This is a genomic window from Bradyrhizobium sp. S3.3.6 (assembly GCF_040546905.1).
In the GTDB taxonomy this organism is placed as follows: Bacteria; Pseudomonadota; Alphaproteobacteria; order Rhizobiales; family Xanthobacteraceae; genus Bradyrhizobium; species Bradyrhizobium cytisi.
Genome location: NZ_JBEPOT010000011.1, coordinates 1 through 23338 on the forward strand (window position 1 = coordinate 1; position 23338 = coordinate 23338).

Annotated in this window: 21 protein-coding genes; 5 read left to right on the top strand and 16 right to left on the bottom strand. The window is 65.4% G+C overall.

Features of this window, described 5'->3' with window-relative positions; translation table 11 throughout:
- The coding region (locus ABID59_RS26995; RefSeq protein ID WP_354085410.1) for an MFS transporter at positions 1 to 1215 on the bottom strand (1215 nt) is incomplete at its 3' end.
- 395 nt (positions 1216 to 1610) lie between these two features.
- On the opposite strand from ABID59_RS26995, the gene ABID59_RS27000 reads away from it, so the two are divergent.
- From ABID59_RS27000 to ABID59_RS27010, 3 genes are read left to right on the top strand one after another with little or no spacing between them, the layout of a single operon-like run.
- Positions 1611 to 2825: an ABC transporter substrate-binding protein gene (locus tag ABID59_RS27000; protein WP_354033063.1), complete on the top strand. Its 1215-nt coding sequence runs from the start codon at positions 1611 to 1613 to the stop codon at positions 2823 to 2825.
- Between the two features lie 8 nt (positions 2826 to 2833).
- The gene (locus ABID59_RS27005) at positions 2834 to 4567 is read left to right on the top strand and encodes an FAD-dependent oxidoreductase (protein WP_354085411.1); all 1734 of its coding nucleotides are present in this window, start codon (positions 2834 to 2836) and stop codon (positions 4565 to 4567) included.
- 20 nt (positions 4568 to 4587) lie between these two features.
- Positions 4588 to 5382 (top strand): IclR family transcriptional regulator, encoded by a 795-nt coding sequence (locus ABID59_RS27010; RefSeq protein WP_354085412.1) that lies wholly within the window; start codon positions 4588 to 4590, stop codon positions 5380 to 5382.
- A gap of 216 nt (positions 5383 to 5598) precedes the next feature.
- Here the strand turns inward: ABID59_RS27010 and ABID59_RS27015 are convergent, their stop codons facing one another.
- The 8 genes from ABID59_RS27015 to ABID59_RS27050 form a co-directional block, all read right to left on the bottom strand.
- On the bottom strand, positions 5599 to 6378 hold the full coding sequence (locus ABID59_RS27015; RefSeq protein WP_354085413.1) for an SDR family NAD(P)-dependent oxidoreductase: 780 nt from the start codon (positions 6376 to 6378) through the stop codon (positions 5599 to 5601).
- A 57-nt stretch (positions 6379 to 6435) separates the two neighbouring features.
- Positions 6436 to 7026: a thiamine pyrophosphate-dependent enzyme gene (locus tag ABID59_RS27020; protein WP_354085414.1), complete on the bottom strand. Its 591-nt coding sequence runs from the start codon at positions 7024 to 7026 to the stop codon at positions 6436 to 6438.
- A gap of 5 nt (positions 7027 to 7031) precedes the next feature.
- On the bottom strand, positions 7032 to 7574 hold the full coding sequence (locus tag ABID59_RS27025; RefSeq protein ID WP_354085415.1) for a thiamine pyrophosphate-binding protein: 543 nt from the start codon (positions 7572 to 7574) through the stop codon (positions 7032 to 7034).
- A gap of 162 nt (positions 7575 to 7736) precedes the next feature.
- Entirely contained in the window at positions 7737 to 8441 is a 705-nt protein-coding gene (locus ABID59_RS27030) for a GntR family transcriptional regulator (protein WP_354085416.1), read from the bottom strand.
- Positions 8442 to 8458: 17 nt separating this feature from the next.
- Positions 8459 to 9202 (bottom strand): aspartate/glutamate racemase family protein, encoded by a 744-nt coding sequence (locus ABID59_RS27035; protein WP_354085417.1) that lies wholly within the window; start codon positions 9200 to 9202, stop codon positions 8459 to 8461.
- 9 nt (positions 9203 to 9211) lie between these two features.
- Positions 9212 to 10477 (bottom strand): NAD(P)/FAD-dependent oxidoreductase, encoded by a 1266-nt coding sequence (locus ABID59_RS27040; RefSeq protein ID WP_354085418.1) that lies wholly within the window; start codon positions 10475 to 10477, stop codon positions 9212 to 9214.
- Positions 10478 to 10480: 3 nt separating this feature from the next.
- Entirely contained in the window at positions 10481 to 12142 is a 1662-nt protein-coding gene (locus tag ABID59_RS27045; RefSeq protein WP_354033071.1) for a thiamine pyrophosphate-binding protein, read from the bottom strand.
- A gap of 116 nt (positions 12143 to 12258) precedes the next feature.
- A complete protein-coding gene (locus tag ABID59_RS27050) occupies positions 12259 to 13176 on the bottom strand; it encodes an NAD(P)-dependent oxidoreductase (RefSeq protein ID WP_354085419.1) in 918 nt (305 codons plus the stop codon).
- A gap of 214 nt (positions 13177 to 13390) precedes the next feature.
- Between ABID59_RS27050 and ABID59_RS27055 the strand changes: the two genes are divergently transcribed.
- Positions 13391 to 14227: a transporter substrate-binding domain-containing protein gene (locus ABID59_RS27055; protein WP_148749493.1), complete on the top strand. Its 837-nt coding sequence runs from the start codon at positions 13391 to 13393 to the stop codon at positions 14225 to 14227.
- Positions 14228 to 14471: 244 nt separating this feature from the next.
- On the top strand, positions 14472 to 15788 hold the full coding sequence (locus ABID59_RS27060) for an MFS transporter (protein WP_187434667.1): 1317 nt from the start codon (positions 14472 to 14474) through the stop codon (positions 15786 to 15788).
- A 15-nt stretch (positions 15789 to 15803) separates the two neighbouring features.
- Here ABID59_RS27060 and ABID59_RS27065 read toward each other — a convergent pair whose 3' ends face one another.
- From ABID59_RS27065 to ABID59_RS27095, 7 genes are all read right to left on the bottom strand, one after another.
- Positions 15804 to 15962 carry a hypothetical protein gene (locus ABID59_RS27065; RefSeq protein WP_187434648.1) on the bottom strand — a complete coding sequence of 53 codons (159 nt, stop codon included), beginning with the start codon at positions 15960 to 15962 and terminating at the stop codon, positions 15804 to 15806.
- A 185-nt stretch (positions 15963 to 16147) separates the two neighbouring features.
- Positions 16148 to 16951, bottom strand: coding sequence for an enoyl-CoA hydratase/isomerase family protein (locus ABID59_RS27070; RefSeq protein WP_354085420.1), 804 nt, complete (start codon positions 16949 to 16951; stop codon positions 16148 to 16150).
- A gap of 46 nt (positions 16952 to 16997) precedes the next feature.
- Positions 16998 to 17990, bottom strand: a complete 993-nt coding sequence (locus ABID59_RS27075; protein ID WP_354085421.1) for an NADP-dependent oxidoreductase — start codon at positions 17988 to 17990, stop codon at positions 16998 to 17000.
- A 102-nt stretch (positions 17991 to 18092) separates the two neighbouring features.
- Positions 18093 to 18710, bottom strand: a complete 618-nt coding sequence (locus ABID59_RS27080) for a winged helix-turn-helix transcriptional regulator (RefSeq protein WP_210250859.1) — start codon at positions 18708 to 18710, stop codon at positions 18093 to 18095.
- 53 nt (positions 18711 to 18763) lie between these two features.
- Positions 18764 to 20422 (bottom strand): carboxylesterase/lipase family protein, encoded by a 1659-nt coding sequence (locus ABID59_RS27085; RefSeq protein ID WP_354085422.1) that lies wholly within the window; start codon positions 20420 to 20422, stop codon positions 18764 to 18766.
- Complete coding sequence (locus tag ABID59_RS27090; protein WP_354085423.1) at positions 20419 to 21915, bottom strand: carboxylesterase/lipase family protein; 1497 nt, start codon at positions 21913 to 21915, stop codon at positions 20419 to 20421. Before ABID59_RS27090 ends, ABID59_RS27085 begins: the two co-directional genes overlap by 4 nt.
- 22 nt (positions 21916 to 21937) lie before the next feature.
- Positions 21938 to 23275 (bottom strand): MFS transporter, encoded by a 1338-nt coding sequence (locus tag ABID59_RS27095; RefSeq protein WP_354085424.1) that lies wholly within the window; start codon positions 23273 to 23275, stop codon positions 21938 to 21940.
- Positions 23276 to 23338: the final 63 nt, after the last annotated feature.

Consider the following 23338-nt stretch of genomic DNA (forward strand, 5'->3'; position numbering starts at 1 on the left):
TCGCGTGCGCGTCCCCGTCGTCGGTCGGGGCGGGCCCCGCCGTCTCTGCCCACCCCCCCCCCCCCCCCCCCCCCCCGCCACGTTGGCACCCAGCGAAGCACCGCTGTAGCGCACCTGGGTGCGAAACAGCTCCGGCATGAATGCCGCCTTGGGTCCAAACAGCAGCGCATGCGTCAGCGTCATCGTGACCACGAGCGCGAGCGTGATCAGCACCGGCTCTTTGGTGTCGAGGAACCAGAACAGCGGAAACGCCAGCGCCACCGAGAACACGCCGCCGGCCAGATACAATGCCTTGCGGCCGAAGATATCGGACAGCCAGCCGGCGAGCGGCAGCGTCGCGAATTCAACGATCGCGGCATAGACCACCGCATTCAGGATCACCTGACGCGGCAGGCCGAGCTTGGTCGTGGCATAGACCACGGTGAAGACAGTGAGCAGATAAGCGAGCCCGACCTCCGACACTGTGATGCCGACCGCCAGCAGAAAGCTGCGCCAGTCGCGGCGAAGCACGTCCCACACCGGCTGCGCCAGCACCTCCTTGCGCTCGACCACCTCCTTGAAGTGCGGCGTCTCCGCGAGCTTGAGCCGCACGATGAAGCCGACCCCGACCAGCAAAATGCTGATCAGGAACGGCACGCGCCAGCCCCAGCTCAAGAAGTCCGCCTCGGGCAGTTGCGTCATCAGCCCGAAGATGCCGGTGGACGCGGCAACGCCAACGGGAAAACCGATCTGCACCAGGCTGCCATAGAAGCCGCGCCGGTTGCCGGCATGCTCGGCCACCATGACGACCGCGCCGCTCCACTCGCCGCCGAGACCGATGCCCTGGATGAAGCGGAGGATCACCAGGAAGATCGGCGCCCAGACGCCGATCTGGCTGTAGGTCGGCAGGCAGCCGATCAGGAACGTGCCGAGCCCCATCGCGATCATGGTCGCGACCAGCATTGTCTTGCGTCCGAGCCGGTCGCCATAGTGCCCGATGATGGCGCCGCCGATCGGCCGCGCCACGAAGCCGACCGCGTAGGTCGAGAACGCCGCGAGCGTGCCGACAAAGGGATCGAAGCTTGGGAAGAACAGCTTGTTGAGCACGAGGGCTGCGGCGGTGCCGTAGATCAGGAAGTCGTACCACTCGATTGCAGTGCCAAGCGCGCTTGCCCACACCACATGCGCCGTCGTCGACCTCTCCGCCGCGCCGGAGATCCCAGTTGCTGCCGTCATTGCCATCCGCCCCAAAAGATTCCGGATGCATCATGGCCAATCGCGGTGAGGCTTGCAACTTGGAGAAGCGTTGCCTTTGACCGATGTCGCAGCGCCAGGTTTTGCACGTCACTGCTTCAACGGCCGTCATTGCGAGGAGCTCGCGACAAAATTGCGCAGCAATTTTGCGCTGATGCGACGAAGCAATCCAGACTGTCTCCGCGGAAAGATTCTGGATTGCTTCGCTGCGCTCGCAATGACGGCTGTTGAGGCAGTTGCGCAGACGTCTCCGCAATCTCTCCCCGGCGACGTGGAACCCATCGACGGGCCAAGTTCGCCATTGACAAATTCGTTCGCCAATATCTAATTTATCGCCCTGGCCGCGCCAAGCGGCCCATAAAAGAGAGGGAACGACGATGAGAGGGCTTTTGGCCTGCGCCATGCTCGCGGCCATGACTTCGGCTGCGATGACTTCGGCGGCCACCGCGCAAGTCTCCGACGATGTGGTGCGGATCGGCGTGCTGACGGATCTGTCGAGCTGGGGCCGCGACAACAGCGGCCCGGGCTCGGTCGAGGCGGCCAAGATGGCGGTGGAGGAGTTCGGGCCGACCGTGCTCGGCAAGCCGATCGAGATCATCAGCGCCGACCACCAGATGAAGACCGACGTCGGCGTCAATATCGTGCGCGGCTGGTTCGACAACGGCAAGGTCGATGCCGTCGTCGACATTCCGAATTCCGGCATCGCGATCGCCGTGCACAACATGGTGCGCGAGCGCAACAAGATCGCCCTGCTCTCCGGTCCCGGCGCGAGCTCGCTCACCGACGAGCTGTGCAGCCCGAACACGGTGCACTTCACCTACGACACCTACGCGCTGTCGAAGGTGACGGCCTCCGCCGTGATCAAGGAAGGCGGCAAATCCTGGTACTTCATCACCGCGGACTATGCGTTCGGCCAGCAGCTCGAGAAGGACGCCACCCGCTTCATCAACGAGATGGGCGGCAAGGTGCTGGGCGGCGTCAAGCATCCGACCAACACGGCAGACTTCTCCTCCTTCGCGCTGCAGGCGCAGAGCTCGAAAGCCGACGTCGTCGCCTTCGCCAATGCCGGCCAGGACACCGATAACGCCATCAAGCAGTCCGGCGAGTTCGGCCTGGTCCAGGGCGGCCAGAAGCTGGTCGGCCTGTTGATGTTCGACACCGACGTGCACGCGATCGGGCTGAAGTCCGCGCAGGGCACCTACATGACGACGGCCTCCTACTGGAACATGGACGAGCAGACCCGCGCCTGGTCGAAAAAATTCTTCGCGCGCACCAATGTGATGCCGACCATGATCCACACCGGTGTCTACGGCTCGGTGCTGCACTACCTGAAAGGCATCAAGGCCGCCGGCAGCGACGATCCGGCCAAGGTGATGGCCAAGATGCGCGAGCTGCCGATCGAGGACACCTTCGTCCATGGCGGCAAGTTGCGCGAGGACGGCCGCGTCATCCGCGACATGTATCTGGCCAGGGTGAAGACGCCCGAGCAGTCCAGGGAGCCCTGGGATTATCTGGAGATCGTCAAGACCGTGAAGGGCGAGGACGCCTATCGCCCGGTCTCCGAATCCAAATGTCCGCTGCTGAAGAAGTGAGGTGAGACATGACCGGCAACGAGCGCAACGCCATTGAGATTTACGAGTGCGATGTGCTCGTGGCCGGATCGGGCTGCTCCGGCATGTCGGCGGCGATCACCGCGCGCTACCGCGGCCTCGACGTGCTGATCGTCGAAAAGGAGCCGCGCTTCGGCGGCACCACCGCCCGTTCCGGCGGCTGGCTATGGATCCCCGGCACCTCGCTGGCGAAGGCCTACGGCATAGAAGAGACGCCGGAGCAGGCCCGCACCTATCTGCGGCACGAGGCCGGCAACAATTTTGACGCCGCGCGTGTTGATGCATTTCTGAGCGCGGGCCCTGAAGCCGTCGACTTCTTCACCACCAGGACCGCGCTGCGCTTCGACATGCCGCTGGTGTTTCCGGACTACCATGCCGAAGCACCCGGCGGCACGCAGGGCGGCCGCTCCATGGTGACGCGCCCGTTCGACGGCCGCGAGCTCGGCGAGCAGATCAAGACGCTCGGCATGCCGCTGCCCGAGCTCACGGTGTTCGGCATGATGCTCGGAAGCGGCAAGGAGATCATCCATTTCATGCGCGCGACGAAGTCGCTGACTTCGGCGGTCTATGTCGCAAAACGCCTGTCGCGGCATTTGATGGACATGCTGCGCTACGGCCGCGGCATGACGCTGACCAACGGCAATGCCCTCGCCGGCCGCCTGGCAAGATCCGCGCAGGACCTCAAAATTCCGATGTGGCTGTCCTCGCCGGTGCGTGAGCTGACGGTCGAGAACGGCACCGTCACCGGTGCGATCGTTTCGCGCGAGGGACGCGAGATGCGCGTTCGCGCGCGACAAGGCGTCGTGCTCGCCTGCGGCGGCTTCCCGCACGACGTCGAACGGCGCAAGAAGATGTTTCCGCATGCGCCGACCGGCCATGAGCATTATTCGCCCGGCCCCACCGGCAATACCGGCGACGGCCTGCGTCTCGCCGAAAGCGCCGGCGGACATGTCGAGGACCGGCTGCCGAACGCGGCGGCCTGGGTGCCGGTCTCGCTCACCACGCGCAAGGACGGCTCGAAGGGTGTGATGCCGCACTTCATCGACCGCGCCAAGCCCGGCGTGATCGCGGTGATGCGCGACGGCAAGCGGTTTGCCAATGAAGGCAATTCCTACCACGACTTCGTCCAGGCCATGGCGAAGGCAGCAAAACCCGGCGAGGAGATCGCGGCGTTCCTCGTCTGCGATCATAAGACGCTGCGGAAGTACGGCCTCGGCTGTGTGCCACCCTTCCCGATGCCGCTCGGCCATCACCTCAACATCGGCTATCTCATGCGCGGCGATACACTCGAAGCGCTCGCGGCGAAGGCGGGCATCGACGCCAAGGCGTTCACCGAGACGGTCAGGCAGTTCAATGCGACCGCGCCGCAAGGCCACGATGCCGCCTTCGGCAAGGGCTCAAAAGCCTATAACCGCTACCAGGGCGACGCCATGCACGGCCCCAATCCCTGCATCGCGCCGATCGCGAACGGCCCGTTCTACGCCATCAAGATGGTGATCGGCGATCTCGGCACCTATGCCGGCATCGTCACCGACGAGAACGCGCGCGCGCTCGACGCCGAGGGTCGGGTGATTCCCGGGCTCTATGCCGCCGGCAACGACATGGCGAGCATCATGGGCGGCAATTATCCCGGCGCCGGCATCACGCTTGGGCCGGCGCTGACCTTCGGCTACATTGCCGGCCGTCATCTCGCCGACAGCGCCGCCAAGCGCGACGCGGCGTAACCAAAGCGCATCGGAGGCGCATGAAGAGAGAAAGCCGCGGCATCCAGTCGATCGAGGTCGGCGGAGAATTGCTCCGTGCGCTCGCGAGATGCGGCGAGCCGATGATGCTGCGCGATCTCGCGCGCGAGGCCGGCATGACGCCGGCCAAGGCGCATCCTTATCTGGCCAGCTTTTCGCGCATTGGCTTGATCGAGCAGGATGAAACCACCGGCCGCTACGAGATCGGCGCGCTCGCGCTCGAGCTCGGCCTGATCAGCCTGCGACGTCTGTCCGGTGTGCGCATCGCCCAGCCGAGAATCGCGGCGCTCGCGAGCCAGATCGGGCACGCGGTCTCGCTCGCGGTCTGGGGCACACACGGCCCGACCGTGGTTCAGCTGGAGGAGCCCGGCCAGCCCGTGCACATCGTGATGCGCGCTGGCTCGGTGATGGCGCTGCTGGAAACCGCCACGGGCCGGGCCTTCGCGGCCTACCTCCCGGAGAAGACGATCAACGCTGCGCTCGAAAGCGGGCTCGATCGCCAGGGCGTCGGCTACAATCCGAAGCGGCCCGTGAAAGGCGCCAAGCTCGCCGAGATGCTGACTGAAGTCCGCAAGCACGGGCTTGCCCGCGCCCTCGGCGATCCCCTCCCCGGCGTGAACGCGTTCTCCGCGCCTGTGTTCGACCATGCCGGCCATGTCGCGCTGGTGATCACCGCAATGGGGCCGGAAGGCACCTTCGATGCCCGCTGGGACAGCCCGATCGCCCATGCCCTGCGCGACTGCGCCGGCCACATCTCGAAGCGGCTCGGCTACGGCATGACGATCGCGGCGGAGTAAGGCCTCGCGTTGTCCACGCTGCTGCACACGACCACCGCTGTCATGCTCCGCGAAAGCGGGGCATCCAGTACGCCGCGGCGTTTCGGTTTGACCACAGGCGTCACGGAATACTGGATCGCCCGGTCAAGCCGGACGATGACACCGAGTATGAGGAGCGCACGTGCCACGGCATCGTCATTGCGAGCGCAGCGAGGCAATCCAGACTGCCTCAGCGGATCACTTCTCTTTCACCGGCACCGTGTAGTTCAGGACCAGTCGCCCGCCATCCGGATAGATCGTCTGCCCCGTGATGTAGGACGCATCGTCGCTGGCGAGGAACGCAACGACCGAGGCGACCTCGCTCGGCTCGCCGCCGCGGCCGGCCGGCGTGCGTGACATCACGGTCTTGCGCGCATCCTCTGATGTGTAGATGGAGGACGCCACCATGTCGGTCAGGATCGTACCGGGACCGACCGCGACGACGCGAATGTTATGCGGGGCGAGCGCGACGGCGGCGACCGAGGTCAGCTGCTTCATGCCGCCCTTGGACATCGCGTAGGTCGCAAGCGCCGGAATCGCCAGCAGCGCGTTCACCGAGGACATGTTGATGATGACCCCGCCGCCGCCTTGCGCGATCATCTGCTTCGCCGCGGCCTGCACGCCGAAGAACGCGCCCTTCAAATTGATGCCGATGATTTCGTCGAATTCTTCTTCGGTGATCTCCAGGATGTCCCGGCTGCGGGCGACGCCGGCATTGTTGACCATGATGTCGAGCCGGCCGAAATCTTTCACGGCGGTCGCGACGAGCTGATCGACGTCGGCGCGCCTGGCGACGTTGCCGACCACACTGCGCAAGGCGTCCGGCCGCCCGAGTTCGGCGGCCGTTGCAGCCAGACCGTCGGCATCGACATCCGAGATGACGACCTTGACGCCGTCATCGAGGAACCGCTTTGCGCAGGCCTTGCCGATGCCACGTGCCGCGCCGGTGATGGCGGCGACCTTGCCGGATAGTTTCATGGGTCTCACTCCAGAATAGCTGCTTACACAGCGAGCTATCCCGGAGAGGACTCCCGTTCAAGCCGCCGCGAAACCGAGATGAGCACGGAACCGGTTCTTGATAAAGACGGCATCGCGCGAGGGCAGCGAGCGCGGCGGATTTTCGGCCAAAACTTTGATGACGAAAAGCCGCGGGCCCTCGGCCGGCTCGGTGATTTGGGCCGCGAGGCGTTGCACCTCTTCGATCGTCCGCACGGTTCCGGTCGCTGTAAAGCCGCAGGCCGTGGCGATCGCGGTGAGATCGACGCCGCGCCCGGTGTGGCTCGCCTGCATTCCGGTCTCGCCGAAATGCTGGTTGTCGATCACGACGATGTCGAGATTGTGCGGGCGCGCGACCCCGATGGTGGCGATGCCGCCGAGGCCCATCAGCTGTTCGCCGTCGCCGGTCAAGGCGAGAACCCGCTTGCCCGGCTGCGCCAGCGCCAATCCAAGCGCGATGAGCGCGGCGCCGCCCATGGCGCCCCAGAGATAGAAATTGCCGTCGTGGTCGCCGACGGAATGCAGGTCATAGGTGGGCGAGCCAAGGCCGGACACAACCAGCGTGTCCTTGCGGCTGTTGAGAAGAGCCGCGACGGCGGCACGGCGATCGAGCTGAGAGCGAACGGACATCGACATCACCACTTCTTCTTGCCGATCAGGCGCTGCCCGATCAGAACCGCGATCTGCTGGTCGGCCTCGTAGGCCAGCGAAGCGGCCGACTCGACCGTCTCGACGAGATCCTCTGCCGTTTCCGCGCGCATCACCCTCAGCCCAATCGCCTCCAGCGAGGGCTGCGTCGCCCGGCTCATCGGCACCTGCCACGGATTGAACTCGGCCCATTCGCCGCGCATCGTCACCAGCATCAGCAGCGGAAAGCGGCCGATCGCGGACAGCGACAGCATGTTGATGCAATTGCCGACGCCGCTCGACTGCATCAGCAGCACGCTGCGCTGGCCGCCAAGCCAGGCGCCCGCGGCAATGGCGATGCCCTCCTCTTCCGTGGTCAGCACGTTGGTGGTGACGTCCGTGTCGGCCGAGAACAGGCGGATCAGCTGGCTGTGGCCGGCATCGGGGACGTAGGACATCTGCCTGACGTCGGCGGCTTTCAGGACGCGATAGAGCTCGGACGGCCAGTCGTCGCTGCTGTGCGAGTCGGGATTCGGTTGAGGGCTGTGCACCGCGTGTCTCCCTAGATTTCGAGCGGCATGCTAGCGATATTCGGGCGCGAAAGCTCTGACCGTCTGGCATGAGCAGGTATCGACGGATTGTATAGCTGGCGCTTCGTGTCCAACTTCTCCCACAAGGGGAGAAGGGAGGTCACCGTCACTGCGGCTCGAAAGCTAATTCGCCGCGGACCTTGCCGCGGCCGGCATGTAGATCTGCGCGTAGCCTTCCTTGATCGCCGACGTGATGCGATCCAATCGGCGGTCGATGTGCTTTTCCAGCACCGAGACGCAAGCCTCTTCGTCGCGCGCCTTCAACCCTTCGACGACCGCGCGGTGCTCGGCCTGGGTGTTGGAGCGGTTGATGCTGTCCATGTCGATCCAGCGCACGAAGCGGATGCGGGCGTTGACGTTGCGGAGCACGCGCAGCATCTCGGTATTGTTCGACATCGCCATCAGCCGCTCGTGAAAGGTCTCGTCGAGCTCGACGAGCTCCACCGAGGAGCGCTCCCCGGGATCGGGGCCGGTGGCCTCGAGAAATTTCAGCAGCGCGTCGATGTCCTCATCCCTGGCGCGCTTGATGGCGAGGCGGACCGAAGCAACCTCGATCGACTTGCGCAGCTCGTAGAGATCGAAGATCTCGTGGGCGTCGAGCTCGCGGCAGAAGAAGCCCTTGCCCGGCGTGAAGCGCAGGAAGCCCTCGGTGTTGAGACGGTTGAGCGCTTCGCGCAGCGGCGTGCGGCTGACCCCGAGGCGCTTGGCCAGCTCGCCTTCGTTGAGCCGTTCGCCCGGCTTGAACTCATAGCTCACGGCCATTGCCTTGAGCTGCTCATAGACGCGGTCGACGATGCTGTCGGAAGTGAGTTCCAGGTGCTTGTTCATGGGCAGCTTCTCGACCTTTAACCAAACCGACGTGGCCGCAGTCCAGCATGAAACCACGTAATCATGGAATAGATATCATAAACCGGCAACCCGACCTCGGCCTGCAACGCGGCAGCATAAGGCGGCATGTTGGTGCATTCGAGCACGATGGCGCCGACATCAGGATTTTTGGCGACCAGCTGCTGGCCGGCCTCGACCACATCACGCTCGGCTTGCGCCACGTCCATATCGTCCTTCTCGGCCTTGATCAGGACGCGGAAAAACTCCTTGCCGTGCTCGGTGCCGACCAGTGGCGTATCGAGCGGCACGCCGGCGCCTTCGAGATGGGCCGGCGTCAGGGTCGAGCCCGACACCGTGACGAGACCGACGCGCTTGCCGGGGGGCAAGGTCGCCTGCACCCACGGCACCTGCATCAGCGCCGAGGTCGCGACGGGAACGCCGACGGCGGCCGCGATCTCCTTCTGGAACAGCGAGAGAAAGCCGCAATTGGTGGTGATGGCCTCGGCTCCGAGCCGCACCAGATCCTTGGCCGCATCGATGAAGTCAGGCAACAGGCCGGCCGCGCCGTTCAGCACGACCTTTTCCGGCGAAGCGCCGCTCACCACGCGATAGAGCACGGGAAACGGCCAGGTCGTGCCGTTGCCCATGTCGCCGGCAATGCGGGGAAAGCGCGCCTCCAGCATCAGGATGCCGAGCGGCGCGCCGTAGATGGCCTTGCCGCCACGGGCAATACGAGAAGGCGAGCTGGCTGCAGTGGTCATGATGCGACCTCAGAGGAAGCGGGTGGGCGCGAACGGCGCGAGCGGAATTTCCGGCTGCTTGCCGCTCAGGAGCTGCGCGACGAGGCGGCCGGTGCGGGCCGAGCCGACCAGACCGATATGGCCGTGGCCGAAGGCATAGACGATGTCGCGCGACGCGCGCGAATAGCCGATGCAGGGAATGCCGTCCGGCATGCTCGGCCGATGCCCGAACCACGTCTTGATGCGCGAGGCCGGAATATCGTTCGGCAGCTTTGGGAACATGCCGAGGAGGTGGTTGCGCAAAATCTCGGCGCGCTTCCAGTTCGGCGCGGCCTCTAAGCCGGCGATCTCGACCGTGCCGGCGGCGCGCAGGCCCTTGTCGGTCCAGTTCACCACCATTTTTGCGTCCGACGCCATCATCGAGCTGCGCGGACCCGATTCCGGATTCTCGATCATGACGTGATAGCCGCGCTCGGTCTCGAGCGGCAGGGGATCGCCGACCGATGCCGTCAGTCGTTTTGAATGCGCGCCGGCCGCGACCACTGCGGCATCGCAGGGAATCTCGCCGGTCTCGGTGAGGACGGCGACGAGCTTGTTGCCGGAGAGCTTGAGGCCCGTCGCCTTCGCGCGGACGAGCTTGGCGCCGCTCGCCAGTGCATGCTGGGCGAGGGCTGCAACGTAGGCACCGGGATCGCGGCAGCGGCCGGCCTCCTCCACCACCACGCCAAAGGTGTAGCGCGGATGCAGATCCGGTTCGCGCTGACGCATCTCGTCGGCGTTCAGCTCCAGCCATTTGACGCCGACCTTCTTGCGCAGGCGCCAACCGAGATCGTTGTCAAAGTTACCGCGCGACGGGAACACGTGCATCACGCCGTTGCGCTCGACCAATTCAGGAACGCCCGCCTCTTCCGCGAGCTTCCTGTGCAGGAGCGGTGCGTCCTTCAGGAGGTCGCGCAGCGCAAAGGCGGTCTTCTCGACGCGCGCCTCGGTCCAGCCCGACAGCAGGTACTTGATCAGCCACGGCAGCGCCTTCGGCAGATATGACCAGCGAATCGCGAGCGGGCCGAGCGGATCCAGGAGATAGCCAGGCACCTTTTTCCAGACGCCGGGCTCCGCCGGCGGGATCACCGAATGCGAGGAGAGCCAGCCGGCATTGCCATAGCTCGCCGCCTGTTCGCCACCGGGCTCGCCCGGATCGATCAGCGTGACGCGATGGCCGTCGCGCAGCGCCTCAATGGCGCTGATCACACCGACCGCGCCGGCTCCGATGATGGTGACGTGGCGGGCTTGCGGCATCGCTTACGCCTTCACCGCCGGCGTAAAATCCTTGCCGACCGACATCGCGCGCGGATCGATGATGCAGTGGAGGATCGACGGCTTGCCCGAGGCAAGCGCCCGCTCGAACGCCGGCGCGAACTCCTCGGTGCGCTCGACCCGCTCGCCATGGCCGCCGAACGCCTTCGCGTACATCGCGAAGTCGGGGTTCTTGAGCTGGGTGCCGACGATGCGACCGGGATAGTCGCGCTCCTGGTGCATGCGGATGGTGCCGTATTGCGAATTGTCGACGACGATGACGATCAACGGCGCGTCGTACTGCACGGCGGTCGCGAACTCCTGGCCGTTCATCAGGAAGCAGCCGTCGCCGGCAAAGGCGACGACGACGCGGTCCGGAAACTGCCGTTTGGCGAGAACCGCCGCCGGCACGCCATAGCCCATCGAGCCCGAGGTCGGCGCGAGTTGCGACGCAAAGCTGTGGAAGCGGTGATGACGATGGATCCAGCCGGCATAATTGCCGGCGCCGTTGCAGACGATCGCGTCCTTCGGCAAGCGGTCGCGCAGCCAGGTCATGACCTGACCGTACTGGAACGTGCCCGGCAGCTCGCGCGCCTTGTCGGTCCAGGCGAGGTAATCGGCATGGGCCTTGGCGGCCTCGCCCTTCCAGGCAACTGAGCCTGCGGGCTTCAGCGTCTCGACGGCGGCAGCGAACGCGGCCGGCGTCGCCTGGATCGCAAGCTCCGGCTGATAGATGCGGCCGAGCTCCTCGGAGCCCGGATGCACGTGGATCAGCTTCTGCTGCGGCGTCGGAATGTCGAGCAGCGTGTAGGACGAGGACGGCATCTCCGACATGCGGCCGCCGATGAGCAGAACAACATCGGCGTTGTCGATGCGCGCCTTCAGGCCCGGGCTCGGTCCGATGCCGAGATCGCCGGCATAGTGAGAATGATCGGCGTCGATCAGCGACGCCCGGCGGAACGAGGTCGCGACCGGCAGGTCGAACCGTTCGGCAAAGCGCGCGATGCTTTTGGTGGCTTCATCGGTCCAGCGCGAGCCGCCGAGGATGACCAGCGGCGCCTTGGCGCTCGCAAGCATCGCACCGACCTGCTCGATGTCGGCGGGCGCGGGCCAGCTCACCGCCGGCTCGATGCGCATGGCATCGGCAACAGCGGCGGTCTCGGTCAGCATGTTCTCCGGCAGCGCGATCACCACCGGACCCGGACGGCCCTGCATGGCGACACGAAAGGCGCGCGCGACCAGCTCGGGAATGCGGTCGGGACGATCGATCTCGACCGCCCATTTCGCCATGGAGCCGAACACCGCCTTGTAATCGAGCTCCTGAAACGCCTCGCGCTCGCGCATGCCGGTGTCGACCTGGCCGACGAACAGGATCATCGGCGTCGAATCCTGCATCGCGATGTGGACGCCGTGGCTGGCGTTGGTCGCACCGGGGCCGCGGGTGACGAAGCAGACACCGGGCCGGCCGGTGAGCTTGCCATAGGCTTCCGCCATCATCGCGGCACCACCTTCGGCGCGGCAGATCACGACGTCGATCGGGCTGTCATGCAGCGCGTCGAGTGCCGCGAGGTAGCTCTCGCCCGGCACGCAGGTGACGCGATCGACGCCTTGGGCGACGAGCTGATCGATCAGGATCTGGCCCCCGGTGCGGGTGTTGCGAATGGTCATGACAGCTCCTCACGCAAGTTTTGTTCGAGGTGGCGTAGGACACGCGGACGGAGCGCGCAAGTTCGAAAGGCTGCTCGGACCCTGCGCAGGCATCATGCCCGTCCCTGATGTTTGCACTACCCGCCACTCGCGATGATGCGGCGGCAATGATCGAGCGCTGCGCCGATGAGATTGTCGCTCGCCTCGGGCGTGCGGAACGCCGAGTGCGCCGACAGCGTCACGTTCGGCAGTTTTGTCAGCGCATGACCCGATGGCAGCGGCTCGACGGTGAAAACGTCGAGGCCGGCATGCGCAATGTGGCCTGAGCGCAGCGCCTCTAACATCGCGTCCTCGTCGACCACGGCGCCGCGCGCGGTGTTGATCAGAATGCTGCCGGGACGCATCTGCGCGATGCGCTCGCGTGACAGAAAACCCTTGGTCTCGTCGTTGAGCAGGAGATGCAGCGAGATGACATGGCTCTCGGCGAGCAGCTTCTCCAGCGGCACGAACGCGACGCCCGGATGCGTCTTCGGCGTCCTGTTCCAGGCCATCACCTTCATGCCGCAGCCCGCCGCCATGCGCGCGGCTTCCGCGGCGATGCCGCCGAAGCCGATCAGGCCGAGCGTCTTGCCGGTGAGCTGCACCGCGTCGCGACGCAGCCAGTTGCCCTCGCGCATGCCGCGATCCATCTCGCCAAAACTCTTGGCGGACGCCCACATCAACGCGATCGCGCATTCGGCCACAGCAGTATCGCCATACCCCTTGATGGTGTGCACGGAGATGCCGTGCTGGCCAAGCTCTTCCGGGTTCATGTAGCTGCGCGCGCCGGTGCCGAGGAAGACGACATGCTTCAGCGCCTTGCACGTCGCGGCAATCGGCGTCGGCACCGCGGTGTGGTCGACGATCATGATCTCGGCATCGCCAAGCAGGCCGGGCAGATCGTCGGGCTTGATCGAAGGATTGCGGTTGATGGCAACCGGCAGCTTCTGCGAGGCCAGCAGCTTGTCGGTCACCGCCGCCAGGGTCTCGTTCGCATCAACGAAAACAGCACGCACTGACGTTCTCCCCTCAATCCCGACACCCGCGGACCGGCCCTCATCCAGCGCGGCACCACGAAGTTTTCTCTTGTTTTGCCAACGGATTAGACTCAGGTCTGCCTCATCGATCAAAACGCCGGCAGGGCTGCAATACCATATTGCATTATGCTCTGAATACAGAAATAGTCGACGGGCCGGAGTTGATGATCCCCATTCCCCAGGAGCACTGCCCATGAACCGCAGGGACGCACTCACCACCGTCGCGCTGGCGGGCGCCGCAATGGCCGCGACCGCTTCGGCCAAGGCGGACACGGCACCGACCTCCACGCTCGACCGCATCAAGAAGAGCGGCGTGCTGCGCATCGCGGTCATCGCCGGCCAGGATCCCTATTTCCACAAGGACCTCGCGACCAATCAGTGGTCGGGCGCCTGCATTGACATGGCGACCGACATCGCTGGCAAGTTAGGGGCCAAGGTCGAGATGCTGGAATCGACCTGGGGCAACCAGATCCTCGACCTGCAGGCCGACAAGGTCGACCTCGCCTTCGCCGTGAACCCGACGCCGGAGCGTTCGCTCGTCATCGACTTCTCGACCCCGATCCTGGTGCACTCCTTCACCGTCATCACCAAGAAGGGGTTTGCCAAGCCGCAGACCTGGGCCGATCTCAACAAGCCCGAGGTCAAGATCGCCGTCGACATCGGCTCGACGCACGAGACCATCGCGCGCCGCTACTGCCCGAAGGCGAACATTCTCGGCTTCAAGACGCGCGACGAGGCGATCCTCGCGGTATCGACCGGCCGCGCCGACTGCAACGTCTCGCTGGCGGTGCTATCGATCTTCACGCTGAAGAAGAATCCGACGCTTGGCGAGCTCGCGATCCCGCGGCCGATCCTGACGCTGCCGACCAATCTCGGCATCCGCGCCGAAGCCGATCGCCGCTACAAGGATTTCCTCAGCGCCTGGGCCGACTACAACCGTTCGCTTGGCCAGACCCGCGAATGGCTGCTGAAGGCCTATGAAACCGTCGGCCTCAGCGCTGACGACATTCCGGGCGAAGTGCAGTTCTGATCGATCATGATGCAAGGGACGTCTTCAGCCGCGCAGTGAACGCCTGAAGGGGTCTTGAGCCGGTTTCACGAGACACATTAACGGGGATGCCCTGAGCAAACCGGGACGCTGATATGCGCCCTGCCTTACGTGGCGCTTCCGGAGTTGACGCGGACCGATGCTGGTTTAAGTACAATAGATAAAGACTGCAGGGGTGGCGACGTTTGCCGGGCTGGTTCCCCTCGACGCCACCATTGCAGGACACATGACGACCTCGCCCCACGCGACCTCGCCAAGCACGACGTCGAACTCGGCTTCCGCACCCCCTCATCTCGCCATCGTCCTGTTCTCGCTCGCGATGGGCGGCTTTGCGATCGGGACCACCGAATTCGCATCGATGAGCCTGCTGCCGTTTTTCGCGGCTGACCTTCATATCGACGAGCCGACCGCCGGACACGCGATCAGCGCCTACGCGCTCGGCGTGGTGCTAGGTGCGCCGCTGATTGCCGTACTCGGCGCGCGGTTCGCCCGGCGCACGCAATTGCTGGCGCTGATGGCCGTGTTCGCGCTCGGCAACGCCCTCACCGCGCTTGCACCGGGCTTCGGCTGGATGGTCGCGGCCCGCTTTCTCTCAGGCCTGCCCCACGGCGCCTATTTCGGCGTCGCCGCGCTGGTTGCGGCCTCGCTCGTACCCCAACATCGCCGCTCGCGGGCGGTCGGCCAGGTGATGCTCGGCCTGACCGTCGCCACCATCATCGGCGTGCCCCTGGCCAACCTGATCGGCCAGGCAGTGGGCTGGCGCGCGAGCTTTGGCCTCGTGTCGGTGCTGGCGCTGCTCACGATGCTGCTCTGTGCACTGTTCGCGCCGCGCGACCGGGCTGGCCGGTCGAATCCGCTGCGCGAGCTCGGCGCGCTCAGAAGCGGCCGTGTCTGGATCACGCTGGCGATCAGCGCCATCGGCTTTGGCGGCATGTTCGCCGTCTACACCTATCTGGCGACGACCTTGATCGAGGTCACCAAGGTCAGCACCGAGGTCATTCCGTTCTTTCTCGCGATCTTCGGTATCGGCGCCACGCTCGGCAATCTGTTCGTGCCGCGCTTCGCCGACCGCGCGCTGATGCCCACCGCGGGCGTCATCCTGCTGTTCGCAGCCGTCGCGCTGCTGGCGTTTCCGCTCGCGGCCGGCAATCCCTGGCTGCTTGCGATCGACATTTTCGCGATCGGCGCCAGCGTCGCGCTCGGTGCGGTGCTGCAGACGCGACTGATGGACGTCGCGGGAGACGCACAGGCGCTCGCCGCCGCGCTCAACCATTCGGCGTTCAACACCGCCAATGCGCTCGGCCCATTCCTCGGCGGCCTCGCCATTCGCCAGGGGCTCGGCTGGACCTCCACCGGCCCCGTCGGCGCCGCGCTGGCGCTTCTCGGCTTTCTGATCTGGATCGTCGCGTATCGTGACAAGGGGCCCGCTCTCGTCGCGCATGGCAGTGGCGCTGCGCGCGACGATGCTCCCGTGAGGCCAGCACCGCCGCTGGCGCCGGATCTCCGCAGCCGCTCTGATGCTCCCAAGGACCCGGTGGCTTGACGGATCGCAACGCGCTCAGAACAGAGCCGCGTTGAAAGCCTGTCCGTAGATCATCGCCGCCACGAGCGAGACCAGCAGGCCCGCGCCCGAGAAGATCACCAGGATCTTCAGAGTCTCGACGTCAAGATTAGTTCCCGTCGCGCGGGATATTGCCTTTGCCAGTGCAGCCATCATCGCCAGCTCCGAAGCCGGCCCTGCGGTCGCGGGGCCTGAATTCATCTAGCGCAGATCGGCGCATCCGCCTGTGAAGCAGATTACAGGCGCGGCCCGGCTGTCAGCCCGCGCTAGTCGCGCGAGACTCGCGGCCCCGACGCTGGGTCAGGCGTCTCGAGTGGCTGTGGGAAGGTCAGCCATGTCGCCTAAAGATTCCCGACTTCGCGGCCGAGGTTCAGCTCAAAGTCGCCAGCGGTTCCAATGCCTCGCGCGCGCAGCTTAGCGATGCGCTCTGCCGCGCCTGGCCAGCCGAACGTCGTGAAGAAGGTGTCCTGCGTCGCCTGCAGCTGAGCGGGATCCGGCAGCCCGTGCTGGTTGATCGTCGCTTTGCAGGTGCTCAGCGCCTGTTTGTCGAACGACAGGATGCGCCGCACGAAATTCGCAACGAACTCATCAAGGTGGGCTTCGGGGATGGCGCGGTTGATCCAGCCGTATCGTTCGGCGGTCTCGGCATCGAAATCGTCGGCACCGAGGATGATCTCCATGGCGCGAGAGCGGCCCACCAGGATAGGCAGGCGTTGAAGCGCCCCGCCGCCTGGGATGAGGCCGCATCCGACCTCTGGTTGGCCAAAGATCGCCTTTTCCTTGCTGGCGAAGCGAATGTCGCAGGCCAGGGTACACTCGCTTCCACCGCCGCGCGCCCGGCCGCGGATCACTGCAATGCTGAGGACGTTACTATGAGCCAGCTTGGTGGCCGGTTCGATCCAGCGTGGCGCGCCGAACCGGCTGCGAGGCTCGGCCGTGCTGTAGTGAGCGATGAAGAAGTCGGGGTTGGCGCTCTCGAGGGTCACGACCTTCAGCGCATCGTCCGCGTCGATCTCCTCCACCAGGTCATAGAACTCGTCGTAGGTGCGATCGTCGATCGCGTTGATCGGCGGGTTGTTGAAAGTCACGCGCCAATACCCCGGCGTGGACTTGTCGATGCTGATCCTGGTGGGGGTGTCGCTCATGGTTGCCTCTGTTCCGTGGACTTGTTGAACGAGCCTGAGCCTTGCCTCAGGGAACGATGACGAGCTTCCCGCGCGTATGTCTGCCGGCTAGAATCTCGTAGGCGGCAGCGAGCTGATCGAGGCCATAGACCGCGCTCACGGAGGCGCGGATGGCGCCGGTGTCGATCAGGGCCGCGATCTCCGCCAGTTGAGCGCCGTCCGGCCGGGTGAGGGGGCCATGAAACTCCGCCTTGCGGGCGGCGGCGCGCTCGATGAACGGTCGAACGGCCGCCGAAGCTTGCTCGGCCACGGGAGGCGGGAAGCCGATTTCGCGATAGCTCTGGGCGTCGGCGGTGCGCACGAGGCCGACATAGCGGCCGCCTTCGCGCAGGGTGTCGATGCCACGCTCGGTCAGCGGACCGCACACACCGTCATAGACCACGTCGAACGGGCCGGCAGCCTCGAAGGATTCGGTTGTGTAGTCGATGGTGCGATCCGCTCCGAGCCCAGCCATGAACGTCTGGCTGTCCGGTCCGCCCGTCGCAACGACGTAGGCCCCCAGGTGCTTAGCGAGCTGGATGGCGAAGGCGCCGACGCCGCCTGCCCCTGCCTGGATCAAGATGCTTTCGCCGGCCTTGAGCCGCGCGCGCTCCACAAATGCCTGCCAGGTGGTCAAGGCGACGGTCGGTAGGCTCGCCGCCTCCTCGAAGGACAGGGTGCGCGGCTTGTGGGCCAGGAGATTGAGTGGAGCGGCTGCGCGCTCGGCATAGGCGCCGGGACGCCGGTTAGGCAGGCGGGCGTAAACCTCGTCACCTGCCTTGAACGCCCCGCCAGGGGGCGCGGAGACAACAACGCCCGCGACGTCGTAGCCCATCACCTGCGGAAACGTGAATGGAAAGGCGGCATGGAACAGACCCTGGCGCATGGCGACCTCGACGGGATTCGCACCGGCGGCCCGGACCTCGAGCAGCGCCTCGTCGGCGCCCGGGACGGGGTCGCCGACCTCCCCGTAGCTGACCACCGAATTGTCGCCATAGCCGGTGATATACGCTGCCCGCATTTCATTCTCCTCGCGCTAGGTCGTCCGACCAGTTAGTCTCATTATTGAACTTTTATGCGCATGAATGAATGTTGACAAGCCCCGTCACGGCGCCGGCGTGAACTAGAGGTTGTCGGCCCGAGCCTTCTGCTTGCCCGTGGCGCGCCGGCGCAAGCGAAAATCCGCAAGCTTGATCTCGCGCCCACGGGAGGAGCGGACCTTTATCGGCTCCAGTTCGCTGCCGTCGATGCCGTCAAGCATTCGAATAGGGGGCGGATCGGGCCGGAACAGCCATCGGTCGCCCCATTGGCGGAGTGCGATGATAGTCGCAAAGAGATCCTCGCCCATTTCGGTCAGAACGTACTCGTGCCGCCGCGCTTCCTCGGCGATCGGCCGGCGTTCGAGAATGCCGCAGACGACGAGTTTCTTCAGTCTCGCGGTCAGCAGGTTCCGCGAGATCTCCAGCTCCTTCTGGAAATCGTCGAATCGGGTCGTGCCCCCAAAGGCTTGGCGCAGGATCATCAAACTGCCCCAGTCGCCAATGACGTCAACGGAGCGGGCCATGGGGCACTCTTCCGAGGCCCAACTTTTCCGCTGCATGGACTGATCTCCTTCGCCGGTGTCGCCTGGGCAGGAATTAAAGCCCGATGCGATAACCGACAAGTTTGCCACAAACTCCTGCAGGCGTCTCTCCACAGGGAGGATGCCCGCGAAGATGTGGCGATCCGAATGCGAGGTCATCTGGTCAGGCCGGGGGTCCAGTTCAACGCCGATTGACAGTTTGAGTACGGCACCTAGTCCCGCGAGACCCGCGGCGTCGAGGGCGTGACGTTGGCGGGCGTGTGGAAATCGAGCCGCGCCCGGTTCTCCTCGCGCACACCGGTTTCGTCGCCGAACTCGACATAGCTCTGCGCGTCCTGCTTCCATTGCGGCCATGTCGTTGCCGGCGTCGCGGGATTGCCGGTTCGCGCGAAGGCGACAAGCGTGTCCATCATGCGTTCGGACAGCGCGCGGTCGAGCTCGGTCCAGTTGCGCGTGGTGCGGAATTTGTTGAAGGCGTCCTGCGTTCCGAACCAGTAAGGCACATCAGAGGTGTGATAGGCGCCGATCTTCTGCGGATTGTCGAAGAATTCGACGTTCGCCGCGAACGGATGCACCCGCGAGAACATGTACATGTAGAACGGCGCCTTTCCGGTCTTCGCCTGGGCTTCGGCCCAGTTGCGCGTGCCGATCTCGACCAGCCCCTCGCGCGCGGCGGTCAACCCCATGGCTTTCGCCTCCTCGTCGGTCTTCGCGGGATAGAGCGCAAGGAAACGATCGGCCTGGTCGCCATAGAGCTTTCGTGCCGCGGCGACATAGGCCTCCAACGTGCCGGCGGTGCGCAGATCGTTCGAACTCTCATCGCGCGTGAAGCCGGCGACGGTGGCGACATCGTTCTGCTTGCCCGCCGCAAAGATGTTCGGGACCGTGTCGGGCAGCACGTAGCCGTCGATATCGGGCGTGACGGAGATCGTGCCGGCGCAGCCGAGCTGGCAGTCCTTCTGAATTGCAAGAATCTTTTCGGCCTGGATCTGCCGCATCTCGGCGAGCGAGGACGCACCGAGCGCCGATTGCACCTCGAGGCCGATCTTCTCGGCGGCGGGGAGCGCCGGAAATTTGAAGCGGTTGTCGAACATGCTCAGGCTCATCGCGAAACCGCGATTGAACAGGCCCTTCGCGAGCGGGCTCGCGTCCAGCGCCGACACCGACATCGCGCCGGCCGACTGCCCGGTGATGGTGACGTTATCAGGGTCGCCGCCGAATTGCGCGATGTTGCGCTTGACCCATTGCAGCGCCGCAACCTGGTCCATCAGGCCGTAATTGCCGGAGGCGTGATTTTGCGATTCCGCGGTCAGCTCGGGATGGGCGAGATTGCCCAGAATGCCGACGCGGTAGTTGAAGCTGACGAAGATCGTGCCTTTCTTCGCGACGTTCTCGCCGTCATACATCGCCATGCCGCTGGAGCCGAGCGTGAAGCCGCCGCCATAGATCCAGACCACGACCGGCAGCTTCGCGCCCGGCTTGGCATCGGCGCTCGCCCAGATGTTCAGATAGAGGCAGTTCTCGCTGGTCGCCTCCTCGCCGAAATAATGATTGAGATTGTGCCGCCGCAGCACCTGGATGCATTCGGGCGCCAGCCGGTCGGCGTGATAAACGCCCTTCCATGCTTCGACCTTTTGCGGCGCGCGCCAACGGAGATCACCGAGCGGCGGCGCGGCAAAGGGAATGCCGAAATAGGCTCTCACGTTCGACGGCAGGACCTTGCCGGAGACGGCGCCGCTATCGATGCTGACGGGGTCTCCGGGAACAGGCGTCGCGACGATCTGCGCCGATGCGGACGAAGCCGCCTGCAGCACAAGGAGCACAGCGATCCGCATCGCGGGCCACGTAGCATTCCTGTTCAAGATGCTCATACGGCCTCCCTCATGTCGTTTTTGTCGTTGGTGCCATTGCTCAGCTCCGCCCAGAGGCGGGAGCGCGCGCTTTCGTTGAGAGGCACAATATGAAACGGCTGGCCGAAGATTGCGAGTGGCTCCTTGGCCGGCTCGAACCGCGGCCAGGCTTCCACAACATCGGGCGCGCCTGACGTCACGAAGCGCAGCAGGCTCATCTGAAACCGCGCCGCGACGTCGATATCGGCCGGGGTCATCGGGCCGCCCTTTCGCTGCAGGATCGGGCGATCGATGAAGGCAGGCAGATGCGCCCAGAGGCAGGCATTGTCGGCGCCGTGGGTCGGTCCTTGCGACAAGAACGGTTGCAGCGCCGGACGATGATCGAACCGGCTCAGCCACACTGCGCCCCCTGCGGCTGCGTGCTGCCGCGCGAGATCAGTCATCGGGCGATGCCAGAACGCATCCGACAGCAGCGCCTCGTACGGATCCTCATCGAGGCGCGCCGAGCCGCGATAACAGGCCAGCAGGCGCTCCCAGCCGGCATCGCCGAAAGCAACGCGGACATTGCGCTCGGTGCTGCGGATCATCGCGGCCGGCGGCGTGCTCTTCAAAAACATCACCATCTCGTCGCGGCAGGAGCCGAGCCAGAGCGGAATGTCGCGCAAGCCTCCCTCGGCGAAGACCTCACGCGGCTCGCGCGGGATCACGGTGCCGTCGAGCACCGGGCCGAACACGGTGCCTGAGGTGGTTTCGTCGGCGATCCTGCGGCCGACGCGTTCCACCGCGGCGAAGAGTTTTGGCAGCGGCACGGAGGCAATCGCGGCAGGATCGCTCGCAAGCTCGAGCTCTTCGATGACGCGGCGTGCGACCTGATCGGCATGGTCGGCGCTCATGATGTTGCGCCCCGGCGCACTCAGCGCGAGCGCGCGGGCAAACTTGCCCTTTGCCTGCGGTAGCGTTGCAAGCGCAATCACCATCGACGCGCCGGCCGACTGGCCCGACAGCGTCAGCCGGTTCGGATCGCCGCCGAAATTGGCGATATTGGCATGGACCCAGTCGAGTGCTGTGAGGGAATCCGAGATCGCGAGATTGTTGGCTTCGCCCAATCCGTGGCGATGCAGCTGCAGGAAGCCGAGCGGGCCGAGCCGATAGTTGATGGTGACGATGACGGCCGGGCCATGCGCAGCGAGGAATGCGCCGTCATAATCGGCGCCGCCGCCGGTGACGAAGGCGCCGCCATGGATGAAGAACAGCACCGGCAGCGGGCGATCGATCCCTGTCGGCGTCCAGATATTCAGGCTGAGACAGGACTCCTCCGCCTGATCGAGATGCCCGGGCTGCGGCGCGTAAGGGCCGTAATCCGTGCAGTTTCGCGGCTCCATCCACGCAAGCGGTGGCCTCGCTTTGGTGAAGCGCCGTGCAGTCGCGAACGGCACGCCCTTGAAGGCGCGGACGGCGCCCTGCTCGGCCCCGATGATCGGGCCGAGCGTGGTCGGAACTGTGTTGGTCAGCATACGATCGTGTCCCTGTTTTCGCTTACGCGCGCCGCTTGCCGAGATCGGCGATGTCGACCTTATGGGTTTCGCGCGCGGTCGATGCGGCCGCGGCCGAGGCGACGCAGCAACCGGCGACGAAGAGCGCAACCGGAATCCAGCCGTTCGGTCCTTCGCCGACGAGGCTCGCGCTCACCAGCGGCGTGAAGCCGGCGGCGAGGAAGCCGAGCTGGGTGCCGATCGCGGTGCCCGAATAGCGCACGCGCGCCTCGAACATCTCCGCATAAAACGACGGCCAGATCGCGTTGGGCGCGGAGTAGACGATGTACAGGCCAATCGCGGCGGCGAAGATCGCGGGCGTGCTGCCCGACGTCACCAGCATGAAATAGGGGAACAGCAGCACGGCGCAGCCAAGCACGCCGCCGATGAACACCGGCTTGCGGCCGATCTTGTCGGCGAGCAAGGCCCAGAGCGGCTGGGCGAACAGCGCCACGACGTTGCCGAGCACGCCGGCCCACAGCATGGTCGGACGCGCGACGCCGAACTTGCTGGTGGCATAGCCGAGCGCAAACACCGCGGTCATGGTGCTGACCGTCGCGATCAGCGCGCAGGCGATGACGCGCAGCACGTCCGGCCAGTAGTCACGCAGCAGCGCGACCACGGGAAAGCGCGCCACTTGCGCCTTGTCCTTGATGTCCTCGAACACGGGCGTTTCCGGCATGGTCCGCCGCACGAGGTAGGCGACAAGCAGCACCAGCGCGGAGAGCAGGAACGGAATGCGCCAGCCCCAGCTCAGCAGCTGCTCTTCCGGCATGCTGGCTATGGGAATGAACACCAGCGTCGCCAGGATCGCGCCGGCCTGGGTGCCGCTCAGGGTCCAGCTCGTGAAGAAGGCGCGGTTGGAATTGGCGGAATGCTCCAGCGTCAGCGAGTTCGCCCCGCTCTGCTCGCCGGCCGCCGACAGGCCCTGCAGCAGGCGCAGCAGCGTCAGGATGATGGGTGCGGCGCTGCCGATCGTCTTGGCATCCGGCAACAGGCCGATCGCCAACGTTGAGCAACCCATCACCACCAGCGTGAACAGCAGCACCGTCTTGCGGCCGATGCGGTCGCCGAAATGGCCGAGGATGACAGCGCCGACGGGACGCGCGATATAACCGATGCCGAACGACAGCAGCGCGAGCAGCGTCCCGGTCGCGGGATCGACATTGGCGAAGAACACTTTTGGAAAGATCAGCGCCGCCGCGGTGCCGTAGATGAAGAAGTCGTAGTATTCGAGCATGCTGCCGACGAAGCTGACGAGCGCGGCGCGCTTCGGCAGCTTGTTTTGCGTGGTTGCCGCGCCGGACGGCGCGTGCAGCGATGCGATTGAGGTCGAGCTCATCAAAATTCCTCCCCGTGTGCGATGGCGGTCGCGGCTCGCGTCATGCCCGTCCCGGCGGTGCGC

Bases quoted from the DNA above. Each gene is read 5' to 3' on its own strand.
- ABID59_RS27095 (WP_354085424.1), bottom strand. From the start codon at position 23,275: ATGAGCTCGACCTCAATCGCATCGCTGCACGCGCCGTCCGGCGCGGCA.
- ABID59_RS27000 (WP_354033063.1), top strand. From the start codon at position 1,611: ATGAGAGGGCTTTTGGCCTGCGCCATGCTCGCGGCCATGACTTCGGCT.
- ABID59_RS27060 (WP_187434667.1), top strand. From the start codon at position 14,472: ATGACGACCTCGCCCCACGCGACCTCGCCAAGCACGACGTCGAACTCG.
- ABID59_RS27005 (WP_354085411.1), top strand. From the start codon at position 2,834: ATGACCGGCAACGAGCGCAACGCCATTGAGATTTACGAGTGCGATGTG.
- ABID59_RS27035 (WP_354085417.1), bottom strand. From the start codon at position 9,202: ATGACCACTGCAGCCAGCTCGCCTTCTCGTATTGCCCGTGGCGGCAAG.
- ABID59_RS27020 (WP_354085414.1), bottom strand. From the start codon at position 7,026: ATGTCCGTTCGCTCTCAGCTCGATCGCCGTGCCGCCGTCGCGGCTCTT.
- ABID59_RS27090 (WP_354085423.1), bottom strand. From the start codon at position 21,915: ATGCTGACCAACACAGTTCCGACCACGCTCGGCCCGATCATCGGGGCC.
- ABID59_RS27070 (WP_354085420.1), bottom strand. From the start codon at position 16,951: ATGAGCGACACCCCCACCAGGATCAGCATCGACAAGTCCACGCCGGGG.
- ABID59_RS27055 (WP_148749493.1), top strand. From the start codon at position 13,391: ATGAACCGCAGGGACGCACTCACCACCGTCGCGCTGGCGGGCGCCGCA.
- ABID59_RS27080 (WP_210250859.1), bottom strand. From the start codon at position 18,710: ATGACCTCGCATTCGGATCGCCACATCTTCGCGGGCATCCTCCCTGTG.
- ABID59_RS27010 (WP_354085412.1), top strand. From the start codon at position 4,588: ATGAAGAGAGAAAGCCGCGGCATCCAGTCGATCGAGGTCGGCGGAGAA.
- ABID59_RS27030 (WP_354085416.1), bottom strand. From the start codon at position 8,441: ATGAACAAGCACCTGGAACTCACTTCCGACAGCATCGTCGACCGCGTC.
- ABID59_RS27065 (WP_187434648.1), bottom strand. From the start codon at position 15,962: ATGATGGCTGCACTGGCAAAGGCAATATCCCGCGCGACGGGAACTAAT.
- ABID59_RS27040 (WP_354085418.1), bottom strand. From the start codon at position 10,477: ATGCCGCAAGCCCGCCACGTCACCATCATCGGAGCCGGCGCGGTCGGT.
- ABID59_RS27075 (WP_354085421.1), bottom strand. From the start codon at position 17,990: ATGCGGGCAGCGTATATCACCGGCTATGGCGACAATTCGGTGGTCAGC.
- ABID59_RS27085 (WP_354085422.1), bottom strand. From the start codon at position 20,422: ATGAGCATCTTGAACAGGAATGCTACGTGGCCCGCGATGCGGATCGCT.
- ABID59_RS27045 (WP_354033071.1), bottom strand. From the start codon at position 12,142: ATGACCATTCGCAACACCCGCACCGGGGGCCAGATCCTGATCGATCAG.
- ABID59_RS27015 (WP_354085413.1), bottom strand. From the start codon at position 6,378: ATGAAACTATCCGGCAAGGTCGCCGCCATCACCGGCGCGGCACGTGGC.